23 protein-coding genes are annotated in these 26,271 nt (G+C 68.7%); 10 read left to right on the top strand and 13 right to left on the bottom strand.

Features of this window, described 5'->3' with window-relative positions; genetic code table 11:
• Window positions 1–129 precede the first annotated feature (129 nt).
• Both RF650_RS04945 and RF650_RS04940 read right to left on the bottom strand, forming a co-directional pair.
• Complete coding sequence (locus RF650_RS04945) at window positions 130–882, bottom strand: SDR family NAD(P)-dependent oxidoreductase (protein ID WP_368814238.1); 753 nt, start codon at window positions 880–882, stop codon at window positions 130–132.
• A 94-nt stretch (window positions 883–976) separates the two neighbouring features.
• Window positions 977–1,753: a type 1 glutamine amidotransferase domain-containing protein gene (locus tag RF650_RS04940; RefSeq protein WP_144997267.1), complete on the bottom strand. Its 777-nt coding sequence runs from the start codon at window positions 1,751–1,753 to the stop codon at window positions 977–979.
• Between the two features lie 206 nt (window positions 1,754–1,959).
• On the opposite strand from RF650_RS04940, the gene RF650_RS04935 reads away from it, so the two are divergent.
• Window positions 1,960–2,355, top strand: coding sequence for a hypothetical protein (locus RF650_RS04935; RefSeq protein ID WP_085106171.1), 396 nt, complete (start codon window positions 1,960–1,962; stop codon window positions 2,353–2,355).
• Between the two features lie 151 nt (window positions 2,356–2,506).
• Window positions 2,507–4,081, top strand: a complete 1,575-nt coding sequence (locus RF650_RS04930; RefSeq protein ID WP_312918318.1) for a sodium:alanine symporter family protein — start codon at window positions 2,507–2,509, stop codon at window positions 4,079–4,081.
• Between the two features lie 164 nt (window positions 4,082–4,245).
• Here RF650_RS04930 and RF650_RS04925 read toward each other — a convergent pair whose 3' ends face one another.
• The 4 genes from RF650_RS04925 to RF650_RS04910 all read right to left on the bottom strand — a co-directional run bounded on the left by RF650_RS04925 (window position 4,246) and on the right by RF650_RS04910 (window position 9,701).
• Window positions 4,246–5,121, bottom strand: a complete 876-nt coding sequence (locus tag RF650_RS04925) for a D-hexose-6-phosphate mutarotase (protein ID WP_368814237.1) — start codon at window positions 5,119–5,121, stop codon at window positions 4,246–4,248.
• A 49-nt stretch (window positions 5,122–5,170) separates the two neighbouring features.
• Complete coding sequence (locus tag RF650_RS04920; protein WP_131332318.1) at window positions 5,171–6,631, bottom strand: amino acid permease; 1,461 nt, start codon at window positions 6,629–6,631, stop codon at window positions 5,171–5,173.
• A gap of 182 nt (window positions 6,632–6,813) precedes the next feature.
• The gene (locus tag RF650_RS04915) at window positions 6,814–8,289 is read right to left on the bottom strand and encodes a sodium:alanine symporter family protein (RefSeq protein WP_131332317.1); all 1,476 of its coding nucleotides are present in this window, start codon (window positions 8,287–8,289) and stop codon (window positions 6,814–6,816) included.
• A 164-nt stretch (window positions 8,290–8,453) separates the two neighbouring features.
• Window positions 8,454–9,701 carry a multidrug effflux MFS transporter gene (locus RF650_RS04910; protein ID WP_368814236.1) on the bottom strand — a complete coding sequence of 416 codons (1,248 nt, stop codon included), beginning with the start codon at window positions 9,699–9,701 and terminating at the stop codon, window positions 8,454–8,456.
• 116 nt (window positions 9,702–9,817) lie between these two features.
• Here RF650_RS04910 and trmB point away from each other — a divergent pair, with 116 nt between their 5' ends.
• From trmB to catC, 3 genes are all read left to right on the top strand, one after another.
• A complete protein-coding gene (trmB, locus tag RF650_RS04905; RefSeq protein WP_368814235.1) occupies window positions 9,818–10,810 on the top strand; it encodes a tRNA (guanosine(46)-N7)-methyltransferase TrmB in 993 nt (330 codons plus the stop codon).
• A gap of 190 nt (window positions 10,811–11,000) precedes the next feature.
• Complete coding sequence (locus tag RF650_RS04900; RefSeq protein WP_368814310.1) at window positions 11,001–12,893, top strand: BCCT family transporter; 1,893 nt, start codon at window positions 11,001–11,003, stop codon at window positions 12,891–12,893.
• A 6-nt stretch (window positions 12,894–12,899) separates the two neighbouring features.
• Window positions 12,900–13,211, top strand: a complete 312-nt coding sequence (gene catC, locus RF650_RS04895; RefSeq protein ID WP_368814233.1) for a muconolactone Delta-isomerase — start codon at window positions 12,900–12,902, stop codon at window positions 13,209–13,211.
• Window positions 13,212–13,293: 82 nt separating this feature from the next.
• On the opposite strand, the gene RF650_RS04890 is transcribed toward catC, so the two are convergent.
• From RF650_RS04890 to dnaK, 4 genes are all read right to left on the bottom strand, one after another.
• Window positions 13,294–13,848 carry a helix-turn-helix transcriptional regulator gene (locus tag RF650_RS04890; protein ID WP_368814232.1) on the bottom strand — a complete coding sequence of 185 codons (555 nt, stop codon included), beginning with the start codon at window positions 13,846–13,848 and terminating at the stop codon, window positions 13,294–13,296.
• A gap of 1 nt (window position 13,849) precedes the next feature.
• The gene (locus RF650_RS04885) at window positions 13,850–14,890 is read right to left on the bottom strand and encodes a DnaJ C-terminal domain-containing protein (protein ID WP_368814231.1); all 1,041 of its coding nucleotides are present in this window, start codon (window positions 14,888–14,890) and stop codon (window positions 13,850–13,852) included.
• 82 nt (window positions 14,891–14,972) lie between these two features.
• The gene (locus RF650_RS04880; RefSeq protein ID WP_312918326.1) at window positions 14,973–15,623 is read right to left on the bottom strand and encodes a nucleotide exchange factor GrpE; all 651 of its coding nucleotides are present in this window, start codon (window positions 15,621–15,623) and stop codon (window positions 14,973–14,975) included.
• Window positions 15,620–17,497 carry a molecular chaperone DnaK gene (gene dnaK / locus RF650_RS04875; RefSeq protein WP_085106162.1) on the bottom strand — a complete coding sequence of 626 codons (1,878 nt, stop codon included), beginning with the start codon at window positions 17,495–17,497 and terminating at the stop codon, window positions 15,620–15,622. Before dnaK ends, RF650_RS04880 begins: the two co-directional genes overlap by 4 nt.
• Window positions 17,498–17,839: 342 nt before the next feature.
• Between dnaK and RF650_RS04870 the strand changes: the two genes are divergently transcribed.
• The 5 genes from RF650_RS04870 to RF650_RS04850 are packed head-to-tail and all read left to right on the top strand — an operon-like array spanning window position 17,840 to window position 22,956.
• On the top strand, window positions 17,840–19,828 hold the full coding sequence (locus RF650_RS04870) for a BCCT family transporter (RefSeq protein WP_368814230.1): 1,989 nt from the start codon (window positions 17,840–17,842) through the stop codon (window positions 19,826–19,828).
• Window positions 19,829–19,879: 51 nt separating this feature from the next.
• Window positions 19,880–20,851: a TetR/AcrR family transcriptional regulator gene (locus RF650_RS04865; RefSeq protein WP_368814228.1), complete on the top strand. Its 972-nt coding sequence runs from the start codon at window positions 19,880–19,882 to the stop codon at window positions 20,849–20,851.
• A 40-nt stretch (window positions 20,852–20,891) separates the two neighbouring features.
• Window positions 20,892–21,383 carry a low molecular weight protein-tyrosine-phosphatase gene (locus RF650_RS04860; RefSeq protein WP_368814227.1) on the top strand — a complete coding sequence of 164 codons (492 nt, stop codon included), beginning with the start codon at window positions 20,892–20,894 and terminating at the stop codon, window positions 21,381–21,383.
• A complete protein-coding gene (locus RF650_RS04855) occupies window positions 21,380–22,006 on the top strand; it encodes a hypothetical protein (RefSeq protein WP_368814226.1) in 627 nt (208 codons plus the stop codon). Before RF650_RS04860 ends, RF650_RS04855 begins: the two co-directional genes overlap by 4 nt.
• The gene (locus RF650_RS04850; protein WP_368814225.1) at window positions 22,003–22,956 is read left to right on the top strand and encodes an aminotransferase class IV; all 954 of its coding nucleotides are present in this window, start codon (window positions 22,003–22,005) and stop codon (window positions 22,954–22,956) included. The genes RF650_RS04855 and RF650_RS04850 overlap by 4 nt, the downstream gene beginning before the upstream one ends.
• A gap of 84 nt (window positions 22,957–23,040) precedes the next feature.
• Here RF650_RS04850 and RF650_RS04845 read toward each other — a convergent pair whose 3' ends face one another.
• From RF650_RS04845 to RF650_RS04835, 3 genes are read right to left on the bottom strand one after another with little or no spacing between them, the layout of a single operon-like run.
• A complete protein-coding gene (locus RF650_RS04845) occupies window positions 23,041–23,844 on the bottom strand; it encodes an energy-coupling factor transporter transmembrane protein EcfT (RefSeq protein ID WP_368814224.1) in 804 nt (267 codons plus the stop codon).
• Entirely contained in the window at window positions 23,841–25,607 is a 1,767-nt protein-coding gene (locus tag RF650_RS04840; RefSeq protein WP_368814223.1) for an ABC transporter ATP-binding protein, read from the bottom strand. Before RF650_RS04840 ends, RF650_RS04845 begins: the two co-directional genes overlap by 4 nt.
• Window positions 25,604–26,227, bottom strand: a complete 624-nt coding sequence (locus RF650_RS04835; RefSeq protein WP_098053699.1) for an ECF transporter S component — start codon at window positions 26,225–26,227, stop codon at window positions 25,604–25,606. The genes RF650_RS04840 and RF650_RS04835 overlap by 4 nt, the downstream gene beginning before the upstream one ends.
• Between the last annotated feature and the right edge of the window lie 44 nt (window positions 26,228–26,271).

Genomic DNA, 26,271 nt, shown 5'->3' with positions numbered 1-26,271 from the left:
CACGCGCCATGTTGGGGCGCGAACTGCGCGCCTCGGACCGGCGCGCCTCTACCCCGCAATGTGTACGGGGGAACCTGATCATTCTACACGCGTGCCGGAACACCCGTGACCCGCGGGTGTCGCCGCTACTCAGACCGCCGTGTACCCGCCGTCCACCAGGAAGTAGCCCCCGGTGATGAAGGACGCGCCGTCCGAGAGCAGGAACGTGGTCAGCTGAGCCACTTCCTGCGAGGTGCCCAGCCGCCCCATGGGGTGCTTGTCGATCAGTTCCGACAGCGTCTGCGGGGGCAGGTTCTTGAGCAGCGGGGTGTCGATGTAGGCAGGACCCACCGCGTTCACGCGTACGCCGCGTCGGGCGTAGTCCACGCCCGTCTGCTTGGTGAGACCCACGAGACCGTGCTTGGCCGCGGTGTACGCGCTGTTGCCCACGGCGGTGGCCACGGTGGAATGGATGGAGCCGATGTTCACGATGGCCCCTCCCCCGTGCTGTTCGATCACGGGCAGCTGGGCGTGCATCCCGTAGGCCACGCCGATGAGATCGATCGCGAGCGTGCGCTCCCACGCCTCGATATCGGTCTCCCCGAGGGCCTCCATCTGCCCGCCCACGCCGGCATTGTTCACGGCGTAGTGCAGTCCGCCGTAGGTCTGCACCGCGAAGTCGACGGCGGCCACGGCGTCCTCGCGCTTGGAGACGTCCTGGTGGATCCCGGCGGCGTCCCCGCCGTCCGCCATGATGGCCTGGACCACGTCGTCGATCCCGGTGGAATCGATGTCCGTGACCACCACCTTGGCGCCCTGCCGGGCCAGGTGTTTGGCAATGGCCTCACCGATACCGGAGGCGGCGCCGGTGACCAGCGCGACACGGGACGTGAACTCTGGCATGACAACTCCTGGCGTCGAATCCATGGGGACCGCTTCCAGTCTCACCCGTGTCGCCGCCGACCACCAGGGCGTGCGGCAATGAGTCAGGACGCCGTCACTCGTCATCCTCCGCGGCCTTCTCCGCGTCCCGCTCCGCACGCAGCTTCTGGGCGGCCTCTTCCTCCTCCGCCTTCTGTTCGCGCACGACCTCGGTGAGCAGCTTGGTCATCTCCTTGGCCACACCCGCGGCGGACTGGGGGTTCTGCCCCGTGACGAGGCGCTCGTCCACCTGGACGTTCTCCTCCCAGTTGTCGGCGAGCTTGACCGTGGCGCCCTGTTCCTCGAGCTTGTCCTGGAGCAGGTACGGCACCACGTCCTGCTTGCCCACGGCTTTCTCTTCCGCATTGGTGAACGCGGCCACCTTGCGCCCGGACAGCAACGCCACGCCCGTGCCGAGCTCCACGTCCACGAGGCCCGAGGGGCCGTGGCACACCGCGCCCACCACGCCACCGGAGTCGTAGACGGACGCGATGAGCTTCTGCAGGTCCGCGTCCCCGGTGAAGTCCCACATGGTGCCGTGCCCGCCCACGAGGTAGACGGCGTCGTACTGGGAGGGGTCCACCACGGAGACCCGCGGCGTGTTGTAGAGGGACGCCTTGACGGTCTCATCCTGCGTGAACTCCACCTGGACGGGGTCGTCCTCCTGGACCTCGTCACGCGGGGGCTGACCCCCGGCGATCGAGGCGAAGTCCACGAAATAGCCTGCGTCCCGGAAGACCTTCCACGGGTGGGACGCCTCGGCCACGTTGTAACCGGTGGCCTCCCCCGTGTCTCCCAGGGTGTCCTGGCTGGTCAGCACCAGGAGGATCTTCTTCATGGTCTCGATGTCCATGGTTCTCCTTTCCGAGGGCGCGCGGTGCGCGCGACGTGGCACCACAGTAGACATCGCACCGTGGGCGGCGTCCGTGCGTTCACTGTCGGCATGTTGCACCCACCCCGCCGCCGTGAAAAGGCCCGCTGTTAGGATGAACAGCGATCCCCGGTGGGTACCCAGGGCCCTGCTCCGCCCCACCGCACTTCCCGACGAAAGGCTCAGTCATGCGCATTTCCAACGCCATCCTGCGCGGTGTCCCCGGCGCGTTCCTGCTCCAGTCCGGCTACGGCAAGCTCGGCATGGACGCCGAGTCCGCCGAGGGCCTCAAGCAGTTCGCCTCCACCGGTGTCCCCCAGTTCGCGGACTGGGACTCCCAGACCTTCACCAAGTTCATCGCCGGCACCGAACTGGCCCTGGGCACCGCCCTGCTGACCCCGTTCGTGTCCAAGCGCCTGGCCGGCGCGGGCCTGCTCGCCTTCAGCGCCGGGCTGCTGAGCATGTACTTCCGCAACTCGGACATGACCCAGGAGGACGGCATCCGCCCGTCCGAGCAGGGCCTGACGCTGTCCAAGGACGCGTTCCTGGCCGCCATCGGCGCGGCCCTCGTGCTGCAGAAGTAGCGCAAGCACCACGCTTTCCCGACGACGCCGCAGTGGTCCGCCACTGCGGCGTCGTCGTCTTCCCTGCCGGGACCGCGCCCCCGGGACGCGCGCCGAGCTGCTACGTTAGTCAGCAATTCGCACCGTTGCTCACGGAAAGCTCCGTACCCCCATGGAAACCCTCCAACACAATCTGGACTTCGTTCGTGACCTGATCTGGGGACCGTGGCTCCTGATCCCCCTGCTGCTGGGAACGGGGATCTTCCTCACGTTCCGCTTGCGCGGCATCCAGTTCCGACTCTTCACCAAGGCCATGAGCCTGGGATTCGGGCGCCGTTCCCGGGCCACCGGGGAGAAGGGCGACATCTCCTCCTTCGCAGCGATGTCCACGGCGCTGGCCGCCACGGTGGGGACGGGCAACATCGTGGGTGTGGCAGCGGCCATGTCCATCGGCGGCCCCGGCGCCCTGTTCTGGATGTGGATCACCGCGCTGTTCGGCATGGCGTCCAAGTACGCGGAGTGCTTCCTGGGCGTGCGCTTCCGCACCCGGGACACCGCCGGTCAGCTCACCGGCGGACCGCAGGTGTACCTGGCCCGCGGCATCCCCAACAAGTTCGGCCGCTTCCTGTCCGTGATGTTCGCGGTGTGCTGTGTAGTGGCCACGTTCGGGATCGGCAACATGACCCAGGGCAACGCGATCGCGTCCAACCTGGAACACACCTTCAACGTCTCCCCCGTGATCACCGCCGTGGTCCTGGCCGTGGGCACCGGGCTCGCCCTGCTGGGCGGGATCCAGTCGATCGCCAAGGTCACCACATACATGGTCCCGCTCATGATCGTGCTCTACATCGGTTCGGGGCTGTACATCATCGGCGTGAACTTCCAGGGGATCCCCGAGGCGCTGCGCCTCATCTTCACCGGCGCGTTCACCCCCATGGGTGCCACCGGCGGTTTCGTGGGCTCCACGGTGCTCATGGCCATCCAGATGGGTGCCGCCCGCTCCCTGTTCTCCAACGAGTCCGGCATGGGCACCGCCTCGATCGCCGCGTCCGTGGCGCAGACGAGCCACCCCGTGCGTCAGGGTCTCGTGTCCATGACCCAGACCTTCGTGGACACCCTGGTGGTCATCTCCATCACCGGTTTCGTGATCCTCACGACCGGAGTGTGGAACGGCGCGGACACCGCGACCATGACCTCCGTGGCGTTCTCCACGGGCCTGCCCGGTTCGTGGGGCGGGATCGTGGTCACCATCTGCCTGGTGCTGCTGGGTTACTCCACCGTCCTGGGGTGGGCGTATTACGGCGAGCGCAACGTGGAACGCCTCGCGGGGGCCCGAGCGGCCATCGTGTACCGCGTGATCTTCTCCCTCGCGGCCGGCCTGGGCGCCCTCGCCCCGCTCACGCTCGTGTGGTCCTTCTCGGACATCATGAACGGGCTCATGGCCATCCCCAACCTGATCGGGCTGATCATCCTCTCCGGCCTGGTGGTCCGGGAGACCAACCTGTATCTGAAGAACGATCCCAAGTTCAACGCCACGACCGATCAGATCGACGCGTTCATGGGCACCCACCCCGGTGCCCTGGACGCCCAGATCCACCACACGGTGGACCTCTCCTCGGCCAACCCGGCGCTGTCGGAGACGGGTACGCTGCCCGTGGCCCCGCCCGCCGAGTCCCCGCGCGCCGGGGCCGCTACCGGTGCGGCACCGGGGGGCGACGCCGCGGCGTCGTCAGCCGAGCGCGACTGACGGTCCCGCACCCCGGGGCTTTCGCCCCGGGGCATTCCCACACCGGGGCGTTCCCCGCGGGGTGCGGGCCGGGCCGAGCGGCGGTCTCCCCGGCGCTCTCGCCGGGCGCCAGCGACGTCGCGTGGCGAGAGCGCGCTCAGGTGTCGTGGGCGACGGGTGCCCGCTCAGGCGTCGTGGGCGGCGGGATCCTGTGCCGTGAGCTCCTGCACCTCGATGCTCTGCACGAGGGTGTGTGACTCGCCGGCGGCGAGCCGGACCGGGGAGCCCATCACGTTGCCCGCTTCCACGCACAGCATCTGCTGCCACTCGTCGTCCGCGAAGTCCGCCATGGCCACGGACTTGTCCGCCCAGGGGTTCCACACCACGGTGCTGTCCGAGCCCTCCTTGGTGATCACGAGGGTGCGACCGAGCTCGGGGTCGGAAACCCGCACCTCGCCGCGATGGGCAAATACGGCGTCGGTCTCGCCCGTGATCGTGAGTTCCCCGCTCTGGCGCCGCTGCTCCTTGGCCACCTTGTCGTAGTAGGAGACACCGTCGAGGCCGGTCACGCTCACGCGCCGGGAATCGCCCACGTGGAGGTAGCTGTGCAACGCCTCCTCGAAGTCGAAGGTCCCGGTGCCGGTGTTCGTCACGGTGAACGCCATACGCAAGCGGGCGCCCACGGTGACCCGGAACCGGGCCTCGAACTCGTGGGGGAACGTCTTGCGCAGGTGCTCGGCCACGTCCGCGGGCGTGAGGGTGAACTCGGCGTAGGCGTGACCCTCGGTGTCCTCCCCCTGCTCGGCGAGCTGCCACTCGGTGATCCGCGCGAACCCGTGCGCGGGGTCCATGTCCCCCGTGCGCCCGGGGCCGAACCACGGGAAGCAGATGGGGACACCGCCGCGGACCGCTCTGCCCGTCTCGTTGTAGGAGCGGGAGGAGACCCACAGCACGGGCTCGTGATCCTCCGGTGCCCACGACACCACGTGCGCGCCGTAGCTCAGGACGGATCCCGAGCCGTCGGCGCAGGACAGGGACAGGGGTTCCGGCAGTCGAGTCATGTCCCCAGCTTAAGCATGGGGTGCGTGCTGAACAGGGGCCAGGCGTGTTCTATCGGGACGGGTGTTCGTGCTCCACGGGGCGGGCCATCTCCTGCTTGAACCACTCGAAGGTCTGCCGGTGGGACTCCGTGCGGCGTACGAAGGCCCACGAGATTCCCAGCACCACGAGCCACGCGGCCACCGCGACCAGCCCCGTGGCGGTCTGGGGATCCGTGCTCAGCGCCCACGCCACGAACACGAAGAACGCGAGCACCACAGCGCACATCACCACGCCGCCGGGCATCTTGTACTCGGAGGTGGCGTGGCGCTCGGGGAACTTCATGCGGTAGCGGATGTAGGAGATCAGGATCATGGACCACACGAACACGAACAAGAGGGACGCCACGGACGTGATCAGCGTGAACGCCTCGATGATCGAGTCCCCCGCGTAGAGCACGGGGATGGTCAGCAGCAGGATGCCCGCCGTGAGGTACAGGGCCCGCACGGGTACGCCCACACGGTTGAGCCCCTTGAAGATCCCGGGCGCGCTGCCCTCCGCGGAGAGACCGAACATCATCCGGGACGTGGAGAACACCCCGGAGTTGGACGAGGACATCGCGGAGGTCAGCACCACGAAGTTCACCACGGACGCGGCGCCCGCGAGCCCGGCCAGCGCGAACATGGCCACGAACGGGGACTGCTCGGGGTTGATCGAGCGCCACGGGGTGACCACCAGGATGGCCAGGAGGGATCCCACGTAGAAGATGAGGATGCGCACCGGGACGGAGTTGATCGCCCGGGGAAGGGTCGTGCGGGGATCACGGGCCTCGGCCGCGGTGGTGCCCACGAGCTCGATGCCCACGAACGCGAAGACCGCGATCTGGAACCCCGCGACCACGCCCATGGCGCCGTTCGGGAACCACCCGCCGTCGTTCCACAGGTTCGCGAGCTGGGCGGTGTACCCGTCCGGGGATGCGAAGTGGGTCAGCGCCATGATCGCACCCACCACGATCAGGGCCAGGATGGCCACGATCTTGATGAGCGCGAACCAGAACTCCATCTCCCCGAAGTTCTTCACGCTCACGGCGTTGAGCAGGAACACGATGAGGACCACGAGGACGGTGGGCAGCCACAGCGGGACGGCCGCCCACCAGAACTGGACGTAGCCCGTGATGGCCACGAGCTCGGCGATCGCCGTGACGATCCAGCAGAACCAGTAGGACCAACCCACGAAGAACCCCGCCCACGGGCCGATCAGATCGGCGGCGAAGTCCGCGAAGGTCTTGTAGCGCAGATTGGACAGCAACAGCTCGCCCATGGCGCGCATCATGAAGAAGAGGAAGAAACCGATCACCACGTAGATGAACACCACGGCCGGGCCCGCCAGGGAGATGGTGCGCCCCGATCCCATGAACAACCCGGTGCCGATCGCACCGCCGATCGCGATCAGTTGGATGTGTCGATTGCTCAGGCCCCTGCTGGGCTCGGAGTGCGTGTGCGGTGGCGACACCGCGGTGGAGCTGTTCGTCATGGAGTCAGAGGGTACTCCCGGGCGGGCGCCCAACTGTAGCGGGGCCTGCGCCCGGGTGTCGGGAACAGCTGAGGCCCGAAACGGCATGTGATCCGCGGATCACCTGCCGTTTCGGGCCTTCGCTGTTCAGCGCCGTCGGGACCGAGGGCCCCGACAAGCTCGATGAGCGGGCGGAGCGGCGGTCAGCGCACGCGCTGCGCCCGGTCCGGGCGTCCGGAGTCGGTGGAGACGTAGCTGTCGATGGCCCCGGGGCGGCCCTCCATGAACCCGTCGATCTGCAGCTTGTCCGCGCGCAACTGCGGGTCGTTGCGCAGGTAGTGCTTGGTCTCGCGGGCGATCAGCCCGGAGAGGATGAGCAGACCCAGCAGGTTGGGCAGCGCCATGAGCCCGTTCATGAGGTCCGCGAAGGACCACACGATGGCCAACGGCACGCTGCAGCCCACGAACACGATCAGCGAGAAGAACACGCGGTACGGCATCACGGACCTGCGGCCGAACAGGCGCTCCATGCAGCGCTCGCCGTAGTAGGCCCAGCCCAGGATCGTGGAGTACGCGAAGAGGATCAGGCCCAGGGTCACGATCAGGTGGCCCCAACCGCCGGGCAGACCATGGCTGAAGGCGTCCCCGGTCATGGTGGCCGCGAAGTCCTTGCCCTGGTCCCACACGCCGGTGGTCACGATCACGAGGCCCGTGCAGGTCACCACGATGATGGTGTCGATGAACGTCTGGGTCATGGACACCAGGCCCTGACGGACGGGGTGAGTGGTCTGCGCGGCCGCTGCGGCGATGGCCGCGGACCCCATGCCGGACTCGTTGGAGAAGATGCCGCGGGCCACACCCATCTGCACCACCAGGATGATCGCGGATCCGGCGAAGCCGCCCACCGCGGAGTGCCCCGTGAAGGCCGTGCTGAAGATGCTCCCGAACGCCGCGGGAACGGACTCGATGTTGACCGCCAGGATGTAGAGCGCGCCCAGGACGTAGAAGACAATCATAATAGGCACGAGCGCGGCGGTGACCTTGCCGATGGACTTGATCCCGCCCACGAGTACGAGCAGCGTCAGCGCCGCGAGCACGAGGCCCGTGACCCACACGGGCACGCCGAAGGAGGACTCCACGTTCGCGGAGATGGAGTTGCCCTGGGTCATGTTGCCGATCCCGAAGGACGCGAGCACCGCGGCGATCGCGAAGAACAGGGAGAGGAACTTGCCGAAACCGTTGGGGATCCCGCGGAACAGGTAGTACTGCGGACCGCCGGAGATCTCGCCCTTGGCGTCCCGGGTGCGGAACCGCACGCCCAGGAAGGCCTCCGAGTACTTGGACGCCATGCCCAGCACGCCCGTGACCCACATCCAGAACAGGGCGCCGGGGCCGCCGATCGAGATGGCCGTGGCCACGCCCACGATGTTGCCGGTACCCACGGTCGCGGCGAGCGCCGTGGTCAATGCCTGGAACTGGGAGACGTCACCGCCGGGGGCGTCCTTGTCCTTGCGTTCGAACAACGCGAGGCGCAGTGCGGGGATCAACTTGGTGATCTGCAGTCCGGACAGCCGGATGGTCAGGTAGATGCCCGTTCCGAGCAGCAGCGGGATCAGGAGGAACGGCCCCCACACGAACCCGCCGATCGTGTCGAGAATGGATTGGAGCGAATCGAGCATGAAGGTGTCCCTCGTTCAACTGGGGCAGGATGCCACGGACGGTGTGTGAACAATGTCACTGTCCCGGACAGTGAACCACATCCCGCGCGGTTCCGGGCCCCTCGGCGTGCGGAGCGGGGGCCATGTCGCACAGCTCGCGGGACGACGCCGCCGGGTCCGGGCATTCACCCGACGGGCGTCCCCTGCCGGCGCGCCGTGAGGACCAGCCCCACGGAGATCACGGCGCATGCCGCCATGCTCAGCACCATGGGCACCGCGGTGTACTCCCCGCCGAGGCCCGTGAGGGGCGTGACGAGCCCGGCCAGGATGAACTGGGCCATGCCCACCACGGCAGAACCTGTGCCGGAGAGGTGCAGCCGTTGGGCCTGGCGCTGGGCCATGGCCACGGCGTTGCCCAGGACGAGTCCCATGCAGGACTGGGCCAGGAACAACAGCACCAGGGTGATCGCTCCGACCACGCCCAGCACCACCAGGACCATGTTGAGCACGGAGAAGGTTGCGAGTCCCGTGACCCCCACGAGCAACAGGGAGGAGGGGTCCCGACTGCCCACGAGCTTGGTGTTGACCACTCCCATGGTGATCGAACCGCACGCGTTGATCGCGAAGATCACGGAGTAGACCAGGGCGCTGAAGCCCAGCACGTTCTGGATCACGAACGAGGACGCGGAGATGTAGGAGAACAGCGCACCGAACGCGAAGGCGAAGCTCAGGGCGTAGAGCGTGAAGTGTCGATCACTGATCATCTGCCGGGCGTTGCGCAGGATGCGCCCCAGCCCGCCCCGCGAGCGTTGCCCCGGCGGGAGGGTCTCCGGCACGATGAACACGGAGCCCGCGAGCATCACGGCCCCGAAGATCGCGAGCACCCAGAACACCACGCGCCAGTCGGCCACGGTCGCGATCACACCGCCCGCGAGCGGTGCGACCACGGGTGCCAGGGACGTGATGAGTGCGAGCACCGAGTACAGCTGGGCCGCGCGGTGGCCGTGGGCGATGTCCGAGACCACGGCCCGGGCGATCACCACGCCCGCCGCCCCGGCGAGACCCTGCACGAACCGCAGGGCGAGCACCCAGTGGATGTCCGGGGCCACGATGATTCCCACGGACGCGAGCAGGAAGATCAGGTTCCCCGTGACCATGAGTCTGTGCCGCCCCAGCACGTCCGAGAGCGGGCCCAGCAGGAATTGCCCCAGCGCCATGCCCACCATGTACGCGGTGAGGGTCAGCTGGATCATGCTGGCCGGGGAGCCGAACCACTCGCCCATCTCCGGCATGGACGCGAGGTACATGTCCGTGGCCAGCGGGCTCACGGCGGAGAGGATGCCCAGGGCGCCCACGAGCACGATCCAGTCCAGGCGCGGGCTCAATCCCAGCCTGCTGCGACCGGGCTCGGGGAACGCGGGGTTCTGGGTCATGCGGGCTCTCCTGGCACGCGCCTGGGCGCTGAGGGGTCGGCGGGCTGTTCAAATAGTAGGTGCCGCGGGTCACCCGATCCCCTCCTGTAACGCCCCCGCGCCTAGGATGATCCACGATGGAATCCAGCGATCGCACCCCTGACACGTCCGCGCACGACGCGGCCCTCCCGGACTCCGCGGGCAGCGCCCCGGAGTCGTCCCCGGCCCCCGAACACCGCACCGAACAGCCCGCCGAGGCCCGTGCGGCCGGTGCCGCGCCGTCGTCATCCGAGCACACCGACGCCGATGCCACCCCGACGAACGACGGCGCACCGACTGACGCCGGCGCTCCGACGGGTCCCGCCGCGGCGACCGGCGGTGCCCCCGCGGGCGTGGCGTTCCCGCGGCAGCCGTACTCGTTTGTGCGCCGCGGTGACCGGTTGTCCCCCAAGCGCCAGAAGGCGTGGGACGAGCATGCGGACGAGTGGGTCCTGGACATCCCCCGCGTCATGACCGACACCTCCGTGGATCCGGCCTACCGACTGGACCGGGAGGCCGTGTTCGGCCGTGTGGCACCGGTCGTCGTGGAGGTGGGCTCGGGCCTGGGCGAGGCCATCGTGGCCCATGCGGCGGCCCACCCGGAGCTGGACCACCTGGCCGTGGAGGTCTACAAGCCCGGTGTGGCGGATCTACTCATGAAGGCCGCCCAGGCCGGCGTGACCAATGTGCGCGTGGCGCAGGCCAACGCCCCCGAGGTGCTCGAGCACATGCTGGAACCCGGTTCCGTGCACGAACTGTGGGTCTTCTTCCCGGACCCGTGGCACAAGACCCGCCACCACAAGCGGCGCCTGGTCTCCCCCGGTTTCGCCGAACTGGCCGCCCGCGTCCTGGAACCGGGTGGACTGTGGCGGTTGGCCACGGACTGGCAGGAGTACGCGGTGGTGATGCGCGAGGTCCTGGACGGCGCGGACGCGGACTTCGAGAACGTGCATCCGGGTCCGCTCGCGGACGACGAGCACCCGGACGCCGGGTGGGCCCCGCGCTGGGAGGGCCGGATCCTCACGAGTTTCGAACGCAAGGCCACGGAAGCCGGGCGGATCCCGCGGGACCTGACCTACCGCCGTCGTTAGCCGGACCCGGGGCGAACCGGTCCGGGGGCCTACTGTGGGAAGGTCACTGACCGACCGACCCGAAGGAGTCCCGGTGTCCTCCAGTACACGACCGCCCCACCCGTCGGACGCGGAGCCCGAGCCCTCGTCACGCGAGGGCGCCCGCAAACCGGCGAACCGCAAGGACGCCACGCGCTCGTTCCTCGACGAGATCAACTACCCCCACAACATCCACCCGGCCGTGGTACCGGGCGTGTCTGTGGAGGACCAAAAGGTGCGCTACGGAATCGACAAGATCGTGGTGGGCGTGGCCGGCGGGTTGATCGTCGCGTTCATCGGGTGGGGTGTCGTGGACACCGCGTCACTCACGGCCGTGTCCGGTGCGGCGCTGAACTGGACGATGCTCAACATGGGGTGGGCGTTCAACGTCCTGGCGATCGGGCTGTTGCTCTACCTGCTGTACATCGCGGTGTCCCGCTACGGGCGGATCCCGCTGGGCCTGGACGGGGACCGGCCCGAGTACTCCACGGCGTCGTGGGCGGCCATGCTGTTCGCGGCGGGGATCGGGATCGGGATCATCTTCTTCGGCCCTTTCGAGCCCATGACCTACTTCCTGTCCCCGCGCCCGGGTTCCGCGGACCCCGGCACGGTGGACGCCATGAAGAAGGCCTCCGCGCAGGCCGCGCTGCACTGGGGGCTCAACGCGTGGGCCATCTACGGTCTCGTGGGCGTGGCGGTGGCCTACACGTCCTACCGGCGCGGACGCGTTCCACTCATGAGTTCCGTGTTCGCACCGTTCTTCCACAACGGCAACACCGACAACCTGGCCGGCCGGATCATCGACATCCTGGCGATCCTGGCCACCCTGTTCGGCACCGCGGCGTCCCTGGGCATCGGTGCCCTGCAGATCGGGCGCGGTGTGGAGATCTTCACGGGTCTGGGCCCCTCGGGCAACGCCGCGGCGGTCGTCATCATCGCGGTGCTCACCGCGGGGTTCATCGCCTCGGCGGTCTCGGGCGTGGCCCGCGGGATCCGATGGTTGTCCAACATCAACATGGTCCTCGCCGTGGGTCTGGCACTGTTCTTCTTCGTCCTGGGACCCACCGCGTTCCTGCTCAACTTCGTGCCCTCCGTGATCGTCACGTACTTCGCCGAGCTGCCCACCATGCTGTCCGCGTCCATGTCGGACGGCCCCGAGATGCAGGCGTTCCTGTCCTCGTGGACCACGTTCTACTGGGCCTGGTGGGTCTCCTGGGCACCCTTCGTGGGGGTCTTCGTGGCCAAGATCTCCCGGGGCCGCACCATCCGCCAGTTCATCCTGGGGGTGCTGTTCATCCCCTCGTCCATCGTGGTGATGGCCTTCACGGTGCTCGGCGGGACCGCCATCCACCAGCAGATGCAGGACCACGCGATCGCCCCGGACGGCACCGCGCAGACCCTGCCGGCCCCGGAAGAGATCTTCTTCACCGTCCTGGACGGCATGCCCGCGGCGGGCATCATGGCGGGAATCGTGGTGCTCATGCTGGCCATCTTCTTCATCACCACCGCGGACTCTGCCTCCGTGGTGACGTCCCAGATGTCCCAGCGGGGCAACCCGAACCCCAAGCGGCGGATCACCGTGTTCTGGGGACTGTGCATGGCCGGGATCGCCGTGGTGATGTTGTTGATCGGGGGACAGAACGCGCTCACGGGTCTGCAGAACCTGATCACCGTCACGGCCCTGCCGTTCACCCTGATCATGTTCGCCATGGCCGTGGCCTTCCACAAGGACCTGCGCCGGGACCCCATGGTCATCCGCGAGCAGTACTCGCGCTGGGCGGTGGACAAGTCCGTACGCCACGGCATCGACGAGCACGGGGACGACTTCACGTTCTCGGTGGAACGCGCCCCGGACAGCAAGTGGGCGGCGGGCGCGGACTTCGACTCGAGCGCCCCGGAGGTCACCGAGTGGTACCGGCGCACGGACGAGGACGGCAACCCCGTGGCCTACGACTACGAGACGGGCGAGTTCACCGGTTCGCACGACGTCGTACACCCCGGCGAGCGCGCGGCAGCGCCTAGGGTGGAACCCGACGCACCCTCCACGGACCCCGAGAGAAAGTAGCCCCGCATGTTGTTCCTGGCCCGCATGGACGTGGTCTTCCCGGAATCGATGACCGACGAGACCAAGGCTGATTTCCAGCACCGCGAGAAGGCCTACTCGGGTGAACTCCAGCGCACGGGTGTCTTGAAGGGCATCTGGCGCGTGGTGGGCGAGTACGCCAACTACTCGATCTACGACGTCGAGGACAACGACGAGCTGCAGACCGTCCTGTCCGGGTTCCCCATGTTCGCGTACATGAACGTCAAGGTGACCCCGTTGGCCAAGCACCCCAACGCCACCACGGACGACTTCTTCGACGGCAACACGATCCAGGAGTAGTCCTTCGCGGTACCCCCGGATGACGAGATCCCTGCGGCCCTTCCCGAGAGGAGCCGCGGGGATCTCGCCATTCGCGGGTCGTCTACTTCTGCGAGCCGCGCCGCTTCGTGGTCGACGACGACGTCGCATCCCGCCGCGCGGACGCCGCGTCCCGGCCCGGGGCCGTGTCCCGGCCCAGTATGGCGTCCCGGCCGGTGGCCGCAGCCTCGGGCTTGGCCGGGCGGTAGAGCATGAGCGCCTGGGACACCTTGCGGGGTGAGCGCCGGGTGCCACGGGCCATGCGCACCACATCCCCGGCGGAACCGGCGGTGAAAATCATGTCCCGCTCCTGCCGCGCCCGGCGCTCCCGTTCGAGTTCCTCGGACAGTTCCGTGACCCGGGTCTGCAGCGCCTGCACCTGGTTCTCGAGCTGGATGATGCGCTTGATCCCTTCGAGGGACACGCCCTCCTGGGAGAGCTCCTGGATCTGACGCAGTTTCTGCACGTCCAGCTGGGAGTACCGGCGGGCCCGCCCGGAGGCCCGGGACGGGGTCACGAGACCCATGCGGTCGTACTGGCGCAGGGTCTGGGGGTGCATGTCCGCGAGCTCCGCGGCCACCGAGATCACGAACACTGGCTGGGTGAAGTCGATGGCCATGTCAGAGCGCCGCCTCCTCGCTCAGGTTCGCGCGGGGGTCGAAGTCCTCGGTGGCCCGCGCGAACTCCTGCAGGGCTTCCCGTGCGGCATCGTCCAGGTCTTCCGGGAACTGGATCTGCACCGTCACGATCATGTTGCCCGTGGTGGACCCGGACGTGAAGCCCTTGCCCTTGACACGCATCCGGTGCCCGGACGACGTCCCCGCGGGGACCCGCACGGTCACATGGCCCTCGTCCAGCGTGGGTACCTGCACGGTGGTCCCGAGTCCGGCCTCCGCAGCGGTCACCGGGATGTCCACGTGCACGTCCTGGCCCTCGCGGGTGAAGAACGGGTGCTCCTTGACCTTGACGGTCACGAACAGGTCCCCGTGGCCACCGGGCCCCGAGTGTCCCTTGCCCGCGATCTTCAACCGCTGTCCATCCTTGACGCCCTTGGGCACGCGCACCGTGGTGGACTGGCCGTTGCCCCGGCGCAGTTTCACCGTGGTGCCGTTGTACGCGGAACGTAGCGGGATCGTGGTCGTGGTGTGGATGTCCTCACCCTTGGCGGGCGGTGCCTGGTAGCCACCGAATCCGCCCTGACCCCCGCCGAATCCACCCTGGCCGCCACCGAAGCCCCCTCCGAACCGCGAATTGCCGCCCTGGCCGCCGAACTGCGCGAACAGGTCCTCGAACCCGCCACCCCCGGAGGTGGAGTAGCTCCTGCGGCCACCGCCGCCGTTGAACAGACCCCCGAAGAGGTCCTCGAACCCGGCGCCGCCAGTGTTGCTCGCGCCACCGGGGCCACCGGCGGTGAACCGCGCCCCGGAACCCATGGCCCGGATCGCATCGTACTGTTTGCGTTCCTCGGGGTCCGACAGCACCGAATTGGCCTCGGTGATGTCCTTGAACTTCTTCTCCGCGGCCGCATCCCCCGGGTTCTGGTCCGGGTGGTACTTGCGGGCCAGCTTGCGGTAAGCCTTCTTGATGTCCGCCTGGGATGCGTCCTTGGAGACGCCCAGGACAGTGTAGAAATCTTTGTCGATCCAGTCCTGACTGGCCATGACGCCTCCTTCCTCCTGGTACTTCCCTGTGTGACTCGGGGCGGGTCCCGTCATGCGGACCCGCCCCGAGGAATTTCTTGCGTTACGGCTTCGTGGCCACGGCCACCTGGGCCGCCCGGACCACTCGAGCGCCCACCCGGAAGCCCGAGCGCAGCACCATGGACACGTGGTCCGGTTCCACCTCGTCGGTGGGTTGCTGCAGCACGGCCTCGTGGACGGTGGGGTCGAAGACCTCCCCCACCTCCCCGATCCGGGTGAGGCCCTTCTTGCCCAGGGCGTCCTCGAGCTTGGTCGCGATCGCGGCGAACGGGCCGTCCTCGAGGTCCCCGGCCTTGCGAGCGGCGTCGATGTCGTCCAGGACCGGCAGCAGCGCGGTGATCATCTCGCCGGAGACGAAGTCCCGCAGCTGATCCTTCTCCCGCGCGGTGCGGTTCTTGAAGTTCACGAACTCCGCCTGCAGCCGACGCAGGTCCTCGAGGCGCTCGTCCGCGAGCTTCTGCGCGGCGGACTCGCCCGCCGGGGCGGCGTCGTCCTGCGACGACGCCGCGTCCGCGGCCTGCGTGTCCCCGGCCTGGGCGTCCTGGGACTGAGGGGTGTCCAGGATGTCGTCCACGGTCAGCCCCTCACCGCCCTCGGAACGCTCGGTGCCGGTGGAGTCCTGAGCTGAATGATCCGGGTCCTCCGGCACGGACTCGCCGTGACCCTTGGTGTTCTCGGAATCGCTCATGCTCACTTCCTCCCGTTCTTACCGTCTTCGTCGTCCACGACCTCGGCGTCGACGATGTCGTCGTCGTCCTTGGCCTGCGCACCCTGAGCGCCCTCGGCGCCCGGCTGGGCACCGGCGGCACCCTCGCTCTGGGCCTGGGCGTACAGCGCCTCACCGATCTTGGTCTGGGAGGCTTGCAACTTCTCGAACGCGGTCTTCACGGCGTCGTCGTCGTCGCCCTCGAGGGCGGACTTCACGGCGTCGACGTCGGCCTGGACCTCGGTCTTGACGTCCTCGGGGATCTTGCCCTCGTCGTCGTTGAGCAGCTTCTCCACGGAGTACGCCTGCTGTTCCGCGTTGTTGCGACGGTCGGCGGCCTCACGGCGCTGCTTGTCCGCGTCGGCGTTCGCCTCGGCGTCCTTGACCATGCGGTCGATGTCCTCCTTGGACAGCGAGGTACCGCCCGTGATGGTCATGGACTGTTCCTTGCCCGTGCCCTTGTCCTTGGCGGACACGTGCACGATGCCGTTCGCGTCGATGTCGAACGTGACCTCGATCTGCGGCATGCCGCGCGGGGCCGGGGCGATGCCCGTGAGCTCGAACGTGCCCAGGTTCTTGTTGTCCCGGGTGAACTCGCGCTCGCCCTGGAAGACCTGGATGGACACGGACGGCTGGTTGTCCTCCGCGGTGGTGAAGGTCTCGGACCGCTTGGTGGGGATGGCCGTGTTGCGCTCGATGAGCTTGGTCATCACGCCGCCCTTGGTCTCGATGCCCAGCGACAGCGGGGTCACGTCGATCAGCAGCACGTCCTTGCGGTCGCCCTTGAGCACACCGGCCTGGATCGCGGCGCCGATGGCCACGACCTCGTCCGGGTTCACGCCCTTGTTGGGGGCCTTACCCGCGAGCTCGGTGACCTTCTCGACCACGGCGGGCATACGGGTGGAACCACCCACGAGCACCACGTGATCGATGTCGGAGACGTTGATCCCGGCCTCGGAGATGACGTCCTTGAACGGCTTCTCGGTGCGGGCCAGCAGGTCCTTGGTGAGGTCCTCGAACTTGGCACGGGAGAGCTTCTCGTCCAGGTGCACGGGGCCCTCGGGGGTCACGGACAGGTACTGCAGGGAGATGGTCGTGGACGTCGCGGAGGACAGTTCCTTCTTGGCCTGCTCGGCCGCCTCCTTCAAGCGCTGCAGGGCAATCTTGTCCTTGGACAGGTCCGCACCGGTCTTGGACTTCACCTGCTCCAGCAGCCAGTCCACGATGCGCTGGTCCCAGTCGTCGCCACCGAGGCGGTTGTCACCGGCGGTGGCGCGAACCTGGATGGTGGAGAAGTCGTCCTCGTCCTTGCCGACCTCCAGCAGGGAGACGTCGAACGTGCCGCCACCGAGGTCGAAGACCAGGATGAGCTCGTCCTCCTTGCCCTTCTCCAGACCGTATGCCAGGGCCGCGGCGGTGGGCTCGTTGACGATGCGCAGCACGTTCATGCCGGCGATCTCACCGGCCTCCTTGGTGGCCTGGCGCTCGGCGTCGTTGAAGTACGCGGGAACAGTGATCACGGCATCCGTGACCGTGTCGCCCAGGTAGGACTCGGCGTCCGCCTTGAGCTTCATGAGCGTACGGGCGGAGATCTCCTGCGGAGTGTACTTCTTGCCATCGATCTCGGTGGTCCAGTCCGTGCCCATGTGGCGCTTCACGGAGGCCACGGTGCGGTCCACGTTGGTCACGGCCTGGCGCTTGGCCACGTCGCCCACGAGGGTCTCGCCGTCCTTGGAGAAGGCGACAACGGACGGGGTGGTGCGGTTGCCCTCGGCGTTCGCAATGACGACGGGCTCGCCGCCTTCCAGTACGGATACCACGGAGTTAGTGGTACCGAGGTCGATTCCTACTGCACGAGACATGTTCTATCCCTTCGTTGTTCCGATGCGGTCCGGGACGGGCACCGACGCGACCCGTCCGTGAACCTTCAAGACTTGAGCTTTCGGGACTCAAGTTTACACCTTGAGCTACTCTTGTCAACCTAAGTTGAGTCGCAACGGCTCAAGTATCTACACACCGCGTCTCGCCCGAGCTGCCGGGAATTCCACAGCAATTCGGGGGTGGACACTTAGCCGCGTTACACTGATGGGTTTGTACGCCCAGGGCGAAACGTGCCGGGCCCGCACTGCCCCCGACCCCTCCAGGAGCGCCACCGCACCACACGAGCTCACCGATCACCCACCGCCGAAGTCAGGAGAACTGTCTTGAGCACGCCACCGCATTCCACGGACCGAGAACCATCGACCACCCCGCCCCACGACCACGCCACCCAGGGATCGACCGCCCGCAGCCGCCCCCGGAAGATCATCGACGAGCTCACCTACCCCCACGGCATCCACCCGGCACTGGTGCCGGGCGTCGGCGTGGAGGACCGCAAGGTCAAGTTCGGCACCGACAAGGTGGTCTTCGCCATCACCGCGGTCCTCGTGGTGGGCTTCATCGCATGGGGTGTCCTCAGCACGGACAGCCTCTCCACGGTCTCCGCCACCGCGCTCGCGTGGGTCACGGACAACACCGGCTGGTTCTTCATCCTGTTGTCCACCGCGGCGGTGCTGTTCATGCTGTTCATCGGTTTCACGCGCACCGGGCGGATCAAGCTCGGCCGTGACGACGAGGAACCCGAGTACTCGTTCTTCTCGTGGCTCGCGATGCTCTTCGCCGCGGGCATGGGCATCGGCCTGATGTTCTACGGGGCGTTCGAGCCCATGTCCTACTTCGAGGGCGGCATCCCCGGCTTCTCGCACGTCTCCGAGCCGGGCCAGGACTCCATGGTGGTCTACTCCCTGGTGCAGTCCGCGTTCCACTGGGCCCTGAACCCGTGGGCGATCTACGCCGTCGTCGGTGTCTCCGTGGCCTACGGCGCCTACCGCCGCGGCCGCGCACCCCTGATCTCGCGGGTGTTCACCTCGTTGCTCGGCCACAAGCGCGTGGACGGCACCATGGGCAAGCTCATCGACGTCTTCGCGATCTTCGCAACCCTCTTCGGCACCGCCGCCTCGCTTGGCGTGGGCGCCATGCAGATCGGTTCGGGCATCACGATCTTGGGCGGGGTCGGCCCGCTGGGCAACAACGCCCTAATCGGGATCATCGCCGCGCTGTCCGTGTGCTTCGTCATATCGGCCGTGTCCGGGGTCTCCCGGGGTATCCGTTACCTCTCGAACATCAACCTGACGCTGGCCTTCGTGCTCGCGCTGTTCGTGTTCTTCGTGGGCCCCACCGTCTTCCTGCTCACGCTGATCCCCTCCACGTTCTCCACCTATATCTCCGAGTACCTCTTCATGACCGGACAGTCGGCCGCGTGGGGTCCTGACAGCGCCGAGTTCTCCAACACCTGGACCGTGTACTACTGGGCGTGGTGGCTTTCCTGGTCCCCGTTCGTGGGCATGTTCATCGCCAAGATCTCGCGCGGGCGTTCCATCCGCCAGTTCGTGACCGTGGTCCTCGTGGTCCCGGCCTCCGTGTGCATCCTGTGGTTCATCGTCTTCGGCGGCGCCGCAATGTACTTCTCCAAGAACGGCGCGGACCTCTCCGTGGCGGACGGCGCCGAGTCCATGCTGTTCGCACTGTTCGACCAGCTTCCGCTGACCGGTGTCACCTCGGTGCTGGGCATGATCGTGATCGGCATCTTCTTCGTGACCAGCGCGGACTCCGCGTCCGTGGTCATGGGCACCATGACCCAGCGCGGGCGGCCCAGCCCCAGCAAGTGGATCGTGATCTTCTGGGGTGCGTGCCTCGCGGGCATCGCGATTGTGATGCTCCTCGTGGGTGGCGACGACGCCCTGGCCGGCATGCAGAACCTCGTGATCGTCTCCGCGCTGCCGTTCGCGGTGATCGTGGCCATGATGATGGTCGCCCTCTACCGGGACCTGCGCAACGACCCGGCCACCCTGCGCACCCGCTTCGCGGTGTCCGCCGTGGAGAAGGCCGTGTCCGCGGGTCTCGCCGAGCACGGCGACAACTTCGCCCTGCAGGTGGAGCACGCCGAGGGTCATCGCGCCGCGGGCAACACTTTCAACTCCCACGATCCGGCGATCACCGAGTGGTACCGCCAGACGGACGAGAACGGGGACGAGACCGATTTCACGTACAAGTCGGCGTGGGTCTCCTCGGCCGCCGACGACATCGCGGACGGCACCCCCGAGGGCGAGGCCCCGTGGGAACAGACCACGCCGAAGCACCGCAACGACCAGTGACACCGATGGCCCGCTGAACCGGGCCCCCTCCCGAACGCGGGGTGCACGTCATTGGACGCGCACCCCGCGTTCGCGTACCGGGACACCGTTTGGTCCCGCACGGCCACGCTGCGTACGTTGGTGCGCATGAACGACGGCCCACCACGATCCCCCGATCCGGATCCCGATTCCCGGCCCCGGCCCATGAGCCCATCGGGAGATGGGCCCGGGGGCGCCGCGCGCGAGCACGTGCCCGGCGCCCCCGACACGGGCGGGGCGAGCGGGAAGGGGGCCCAGCGGCGTCGTGCGTCGCTGTCCCTGGAGACGATCGTGGACACCTCGATCGCGGTACTGGACCGCGAGGGGTCGCGGCGCCTGACCCTGCGCGGGCTCGCGACCGATCTCAACAGCGGCGTGGCGAGTCTCTACTGGTACACCACCGGCAAGGACGACCTCATGGCCCTGGTCACGAGCGAGGTCCTGGGCCGCGCGCTGGGCCAGTTCCACGCGCTGTGCGGGGCCGGCGAGCCGGGGCCGGAGGAGTTCGAGGCCTTCCCGGCACCCAGGGCGGATCCCCGTACGAGCGCGGCCACGGCGCAGGCCCTCGAGGAACTGCGGTGCCTGTGCCTGTGCTTGTTCTCCCAGATGTGCGAGCACCCGTGGCTCGCCGGGCAGCTGCCCAGCACCGCCCGCAGCGAGGAGAACGCGTTGCGCACGTGGGAATGCACGGGACAGTTGCTGCAGCGCATGGAGCTCGACGCCGAACAGCGGTTCTACGCATCCCTCGCCGTGGCCAACTACGCGTTCGGAACGGGCGCGGGAATCGCCCACCGTCACAACCGGCCCGCCGCGGAGGAATCCGCCCGGCAGGTGCACGAAAAACTGGAACGGGCGGGCCGTTCGGGGCCGGGGATGCTCCCGGTGGTGCGTACCATGCTGGGCTCGTTCGGTGACCACGACGACCGCTCGGAATACATCGCGGGCCTGGAACTGCTGCTCGCGGGCATCGAACGTCAGACGTGGGGTGGCTCCTCGACACCTTGAGGCCACTCACGGGGAACGGATTTTTCGTACAGTGGAGGTCATGTTCTCCATCGTCACGGTTTGCACCGGCAACATCTGCCGCTCGCCCATGGCCGAGGCCCTGCTGCGATCCGAGCTCACCGACGCCGGTCTCGCGCAGCGCGTCCGCGTCAGCTCGGCGGGCGTGAGTGACGAGGAACACGGCAACCCCGTGGATCCCCGCGCCCGCACCGTCTTGAACAGGAACCACCTGGAACTGCCCGAGCATCAGGCACACAAGATCACGGACGCCGAGCTCGCGGACGCGGACCTGATCCTCGCCATGACCCGGTCCCACAGGGACCAGCTCCAGCGCCGACTGCCCACGGACGACGCCCGGAAGGTCCGGCTCATTCGCAGCTTCGACCCGGCCGTGGCCGACTCACAGGCGGGCCTCGACATCGCCGACCCGTGGTACGGCGGTTCGGACGACTTCGACACCGCGTGGGAACAGATTACGGCCGCCACCCCGGGCGTGGTCTCGTGGGTCGAGGATCGGATCGACGCGCGGTGATCTCCCCGGACGAGGGTTTCCAGGACGACGAGATCGCCCAGTACCCGGAAGGCGTCAACCTCGCACGGTTGCTGCCCCCACCCACGCGCAAGCCGTTCATCGTGGGCATCGACGGCCGTTCCGGAGCGGGCAAGACCACGCTGACCGAGCAACTCTCGCGGGTGCTGGAGCGCTCGCACGACGTCGTGAGCTTCCACCTCGAGGACATCTACCCTGGGTGGAACGGACTGCTCGAGGGCATGGAACGGTATCGCGGTGAGATCCTCGAACCGCTGCGCCGCGAGGAGGACGCCCACTGGACCGCGTGGGACTGGCTGACCAACGAGCCCGGCACCCCGCGTCTGACCCGCACCGCTCAGATCGTGCTCGTGGAGGGCGTCGGGGCGTGCCACCGCGAGGCCCGGGCGTTGTTGGACGTCTCCGTGTGGGTCGAACTTCCCGCCTCACAGCGCAAACAGCGCGCCCTGGACCGGGACGGCGCCACGTACGAAAAGTACTGGGACGTGTGGGCGGAGCAGGAGGAGCAGTACCTCGGTGAGGACCCCGTGTGGGAGTCCGCCGAGATCCTCCACCCCGGACCCTCACCCCAGGAACCGGGCACGGAACAGCGGGGCACCCCGTGATTTCGCCCGGTGCCGGGACACCCGCTCCGTCCCCCGCAGCACCCGGACCCGCCGCGGCCGTGCTGATCTCCCCGATCGGTGCCCCGCCGCGGCTCGTGGACCCGCATGAGGCCCACGTGAGCCTCGAGGACCAGGGACTCACCCGCGGGGACGGCGTCTTCGAGACCCTCCACGTCCTGGACGGCACCGCGTACAAGCTCGACGCCCACCTGGTCAGGCTGGAGCATTCCGCGGCGACCGCCCAATTGCCCGCACCGTCCGCGGATACATGGCGCGAGGCCCTGACGACGGCGCTCGCGGCGGCCGGTCCCGGTGCCCGCGACCCCTCGGCCGATCTCGGGGCGGAGCACACGGTCAAGTTGAGCATCAGCCGCGGTGTCCCCGGTGATCAGCCGTGGGCGTGGCTCACGGTCGCGCCCGTCCCCAAGCGGACGTTCGCCGCCCGGCGCACGGGGGTGTCCGTGGTGTTGCTCGAGCGAGGCCACGACCCCGCGGAGGACACCGGATTGCCGTGGCTGCTCCCCGGGGTCAAGACCCTGTCCTACGCGGTCAACATGGCCGCGGTGCGCTACGCCCACGCCCACGGCGCGCAGGACGCCGTGTTCATGACCTCCACGGACCACAGGATCCTGGAGGGCGCCACGTCCTCGGTGGTGTGCGCACGGCACGACGACGGCGCTGCGCCCACCCTGCTCACGCCCGAACCGTCCCGCGGGGTCCTGCCGGGGACCTCGCAAGCCCGGATCTTCGACGCCGCCCGCGAGCGCGGCTGGGCCGTGGACTACGGACCGCTGTACCCCGAGGACCTCTTCGCAGCGAGCGCCGTGTGGCTCACGTCCTCGGTGCGGCTCGCGGTCCCGGTGACGAGCGTGGACGGGCGGCCCGTGGCCTCGGACCCGCAACTCACCCGCACCCTCACGGATTTCCTGCTGGGCCGCCCGGGGCGCTGAGCGCGTCACGGGTGGTCGCGCCCGTACCGCCCGTCCCATCTCGACATGCCCGGGCGCGAGTGCTCCCCCGTCACCTTCGGCGCATCACTGCCAGATGAAGCGGTGCGCCCCCGTGAGCAGGGACAGCGTCACCGCGGCGACCGCGATGAGCACGGTGGCACACCCCACGACCACGTCCACGCGGCCGAAACGGGGCACGCGCGCCCATGTGCGCGGACCCGCCCCGAAACCGCGCGCCTCCATGGTCATGGCCAGGCGCGTGGCCCGGCGCAAGGACTGCACGAGCAACGTGAACGCGAGACCGGCGAACTCGGTGAGAGCGGCCCACGGGCCCCGCGCTCCCCCCGCACCGCGGGCGCGCCGGGCCGCCGCGAGCACACCCCACTCGGTGACCATGACCTCCACGAGCCGCAGGGCTGCGAGCGCCGCGAGCACGAAGCGTGCCGGCAGCTTGAGGGTTTGGGCGAGACCGTCCGCGAGGTCCGTGGGGTCGGTCGTGAGCAGCACGGTGATCCCGGGCAGCGCGGTCGCGAGACCACGCAGGGCGATCGCCCCACCGGCCGCGAGCGACCCCGTGGTGATCGTGATCCACCCCAGGTGTAGCAGGACGGGACCGCCCTCCGGGGAGAGCACCGCGGTCCCCCACCCGCTGATCAGGGCGGCCACCACGATCGGCCATAGGGTCGTGAGCAGCCGCCACGGACCGATCCCGGCGGCAGCGAGCAGGAGCAGTTGGCCCCCGAGCGCCACGCCGCTCGTCACGGGGTCCGCGCTGACCACGAGCACCGCCGTGATCACGAGAGCCCCGAGCAGTTTCACCACGGCATTCGTCCGGGCGAGCAATCCCGCGCGGGCCACGGCGGGCAGCACGCTCGCGACCGTGCTCATGAGCCGAGCCTCAGCTCGTGCGCACCCAGGGCCGCGACCAGATCCCGGTCGTGGGTCACGACCACCACGGCCGTACCCCCGTCCAGCTCCTCGACCAACAGGTCCACGAGCTCCTTCCAGGTCCGGGCGTCCTGACCGAACGTGGGTTCGTCCAGGATCAGCACGCGCGGGGACGCCGCCAGGACGGTGCCCACGGACAGCCGCCGCTTCTGCCCGCCGGACAGGGTGAACGGGTTGGCCTCGGCGAGCTCCTCGAGGCGCAGCCGTCGCAGCAGCTCGGCCACCCGGGCGTCGTCCGCGTCCGCCATCGCGTCGGTGACGCGCGCATCGCGACGGCCCACGCGGCGTCGTCGTTGCCGGGGACCGAACTCGAGTTCCTCGCGCACGGTGGGGCGCAGGAACTGGTGTTCGGGATGCTGGAACACGGTGCCCACGCGGGAGACCAGTTCCGCGCCGTCCCACAGGGAGGGATCAGCGGGCGCGTCGGTCGCGAGGGCGTCCGTGGCCCACACGGTACCGCGCACGGGCAGCAGCAGTCCGGCGAGGGTCAGCGCGAGGGTGGACTTCCCCGCGCCGTTGACGCCTGTGACGGCCAGCGCCTGCCCCGCGCGGACGTCCACGGTGATGTTCTCGGCCGCCGGCGCCGCCCCCGTGCGCACGTCCGGTTCCGGGTACGCTTCCCCGCGCCGCCACGCGGCGAGCGCCCGACGACGCCGCCGCGCGAGCGCCCGCCGTCCCGGTTGGCTCCGGGACACGGCGAGATCGCGGGCGCTCAACAAGGTGGTGCCCGGTGCGGCGGCGGCGGGCACGGTGGTGAAACCACCCGTATCCTGCGCAGACTCCGCGACATCCGAAGCCCTCATGGGCGACGCGGCCGGCGCATTCTCCGTAGGCACAGCGGGCGGCGTGATGCCGTGTGGCGCCGCGGAGGCAGCCGTCTGCCGTACCGCGGGATCCATACCATTCGAGGCATGCACGGGAGTGCGAGTGCGCGGCACCCAGCCGGGGACCCACGTACCCTGGTGCTGCAGCAGGTCCCGGGCGTCCTGCAGGGTCTGCTGCGCGGGGCCGTCGAAGGCCACCCGACCGTCGTCGCCCAGCACGATCACACGGTCCACAACCGGTTCCCACAGGGCCACCCTGTGCTCCACGACCACAAGGGTGGTCCCGTCCTCGCGCACCGCATCGGCCACGGCGCGGCACAGCTGCTGCGCCCCCTCGTGGTCCACGCTCGCCGTGGGTTCGTCCAGCAACAGCAGCCGCGGGCACATGGCCAGGGTCCCGGCGAGCGCGAGACGTTGTTTCTGCCCCCCGGACAGTGCCGTGGTGGGGTGGTCGAGCGGGAGCTCCAGACCCGTGCGCGCGAGCGCTTCCCGCACGCGCGGCCAGATCCGCTCGCGGGGGACGGCGAGGTTCTCGAGGCCGAACGCGACGTCGTCCCCCACGCGCGAGAGGACCACCTGCGTCTCGGGGTCCTGGTGCATGAAGCCCACCGTGCCGCGGGCGTCGCGCGGGTCGACACCCCCGACGCTCAACCCGCCCGATGCGGAACGGCCGTCAGGGTCCTGGTCCACACCGGCCAGTGCCTGCAGGAGCGTAGACTTGCCCGCCCCGGACGGGCCCAGGAGCAGGACGCGTTCGCCGGGCTCGATGATCAGGTCCAGGTCCACCAGACTGGGCGTCTCGCGGCCGGGGTGATGCCATCCGAACCCCTCCAGGACCACCCGCGCGCCCGTGAGCTGCACGGTCGGTTCCGCGGTCATCGGCGCACGGCGCCGGAGGCCAGTGCTCCGAGGACACCCGTGGCCTGCAGGGCCTTCATCACGGCCCACATGAGCAACCCTGCGATCACGGCCCCGGAGAGCGTGGTCAGCGCCGCGTAGACGACCTGCTGATCCAGGGCCCACTCGAAGTTGTACATGATGTTCTCGCTCACGCCCAGGAACAGCCCGGATACAGCCCCACCGATCGCCGCGGTCACGGGACCGAACCGGCGGTAACGGGTCAGGAGGAACACGACCTCCACACCGAGGCCCTGCACCAGACCGGAGAGCACCACGAGCCACCCGAAATGCGTTCCCAGGAAGCCCTCGATCACGGCCGCGAGCAACTCGCAGAACAGGGCCGCGCCCGGTTTGCGGATGATCAGGGCGCCCAGGGTACCCGCCACGAGCCAGCCCCCCGCGATGAGCCCCGCGGACGGCGGGTAGGCCACCGTGCCCGCCGAGACCGCCGGGTACAGGAGGTTGGACCACATCCAGAAGATCACGGCGCACACCGCGGCCAATACGGCGGTGACCACGATGTCCACGACCCGCCACGACGAGCTGCGGTTGCCGCTTGCGCGAGGTGTACGGGTGGGGGTGTTACCGACCTGCGTCATGCTGAATCCTCCTGAAGATCCCAGGAGGGGAAGAACACCACCCG

This window comes from Kocuria sp. CPCC 205297 (assembly GCF_040981035.1).
Lineage (GTDB): Bacteria > Actinomycetota > Actinomycetes > Actinomycetales > Micrococcaceae > Kocuria > Kocuria marina.
The sequence above is the reverse complement of the archived record's forward strand: the minus strand, read 5'-3'. Positions and strand labels throughout refer to the sequence as shown.

Excerpts from the sequence above, each read along its gene's own strand:
- RF650_RS04945 (WP_368814238.1), bottom strand. The coding sequence starts at position 882 with ATGCCAGAGTTCACGTCCCGTGTCGCGCTGGTCACCGGCGCCGCCTCC.
- RF650_RS04840 (WP_368814223.1), bottom strand. The coding sequence starts at position 25,607 with ATGACCGCGGAACCGACCGTGCAGCTCACGGGCGCGCGGGTGGTCCTG.
- RF650_RS04925 (WP_368814237.1), bottom strand. The coding sequence starts at position 5,121 with ATGACTCGACTGCCGGAACCCCTGTCCCTGTCCTGCGCCGACGGCTCG.
- RF650_RS04890 (WP_368814232.1), bottom strand. The coding sequence starts at position 13,848 with ATGGCCATCGACTTCACCCAGCCAGTGTTCGTGATCTCGGTGGCCGCG.
- RF650_RS04935 (WP_085106171.1), top strand. The coding sequence starts at position 1,960 with ATGCGCATTTCCAACGCCATCCTGCGCGGTGTCCCCGGCGCGTTCCTG.
- RF650_RS04885 (WP_368814231.1), bottom strand. The coding sequence starts at position 14,890 with ATGGCCAGTCAGGACTGGATCGACAAAGATTTCTACACTGTCCTGGGC.
- RF650_RS04920 (WP_131332318.1), bottom strand. The coding sequence starts at position 6,631 with ATGACGAACAGCTCCACCGCGGTGTCGCCACCGCACACGCACTCCGAG.
- RF650_RS04835 (WP_098053699.1), bottom strand. The coding sequence starts at position 26,227 with ATGACGCAGGTCGGTAACACCCCCACCCGTACACCTCGCGCAAGCGGC.
- catC (WP_368814233.1), top strand. The coding sequence starts at position 12,900 with ATGTTGTTCCTGGCCCGCATGGACGTGGTCTTCCCGGAATCGATGACC.
- RF650_RS04860 (WP_368814227.1), top strand. The coding sequence starts at position 20,892 with ATGTTCTCCATCGTCACGGTTTGCACCGGCAACATCTGCCGCTCGCCC.
- RF650_RS04940 (WP_144997267.1), bottom strand. The coding sequence starts at position 1,753 with ATGGACATCGAGACCATGAAGAAGATCCTCCTGGTGCTGACCAGCCAG.
- RF650_RS04845 (WP_368814224.1), bottom strand. The coding sequence starts at position 23,844 with ATGAGCACGGTCGCGAGCGTGCTGCCCGCCGTGGCCCGCGCGGGATTG.
- RF650_RS04930 (WP_312918318.1), top strand. The coding sequence starts at position 2,507 with ATGGAAACCCTCCAACACAATCTGGACTTCGTTCGTGACCTGATCTGG.
- trmB (WP_368814235.1), top strand. The coding sequence starts at position 9,818 with ATGGAATCCAGCGATCGCACCCCTGACACGTCCGCGCACGACGCGGCC.
- dnaK (WP_085106162.1), bottom strand. The coding sequence starts at position 17,497 with ATGTCTCGTGCAGTAGGAATCGACCTCGGTACCACTAACTCCGTGGTA.
- RF650_RS04910 (WP_368814236.1), bottom strand. The coding sequence starts at position 9,701 with ATGACCCAGAACCCCGCGTTCCCCGAGCCCGGTCGCAGCAGGCTGGGA.
- RF650_RS04915 (WP_131332317.1), bottom strand. The coding sequence starts at position 8,289 with ATGCTCGATTCGCTCCAATCCATTCTCGACACGATCGGCGGGTTCGTG.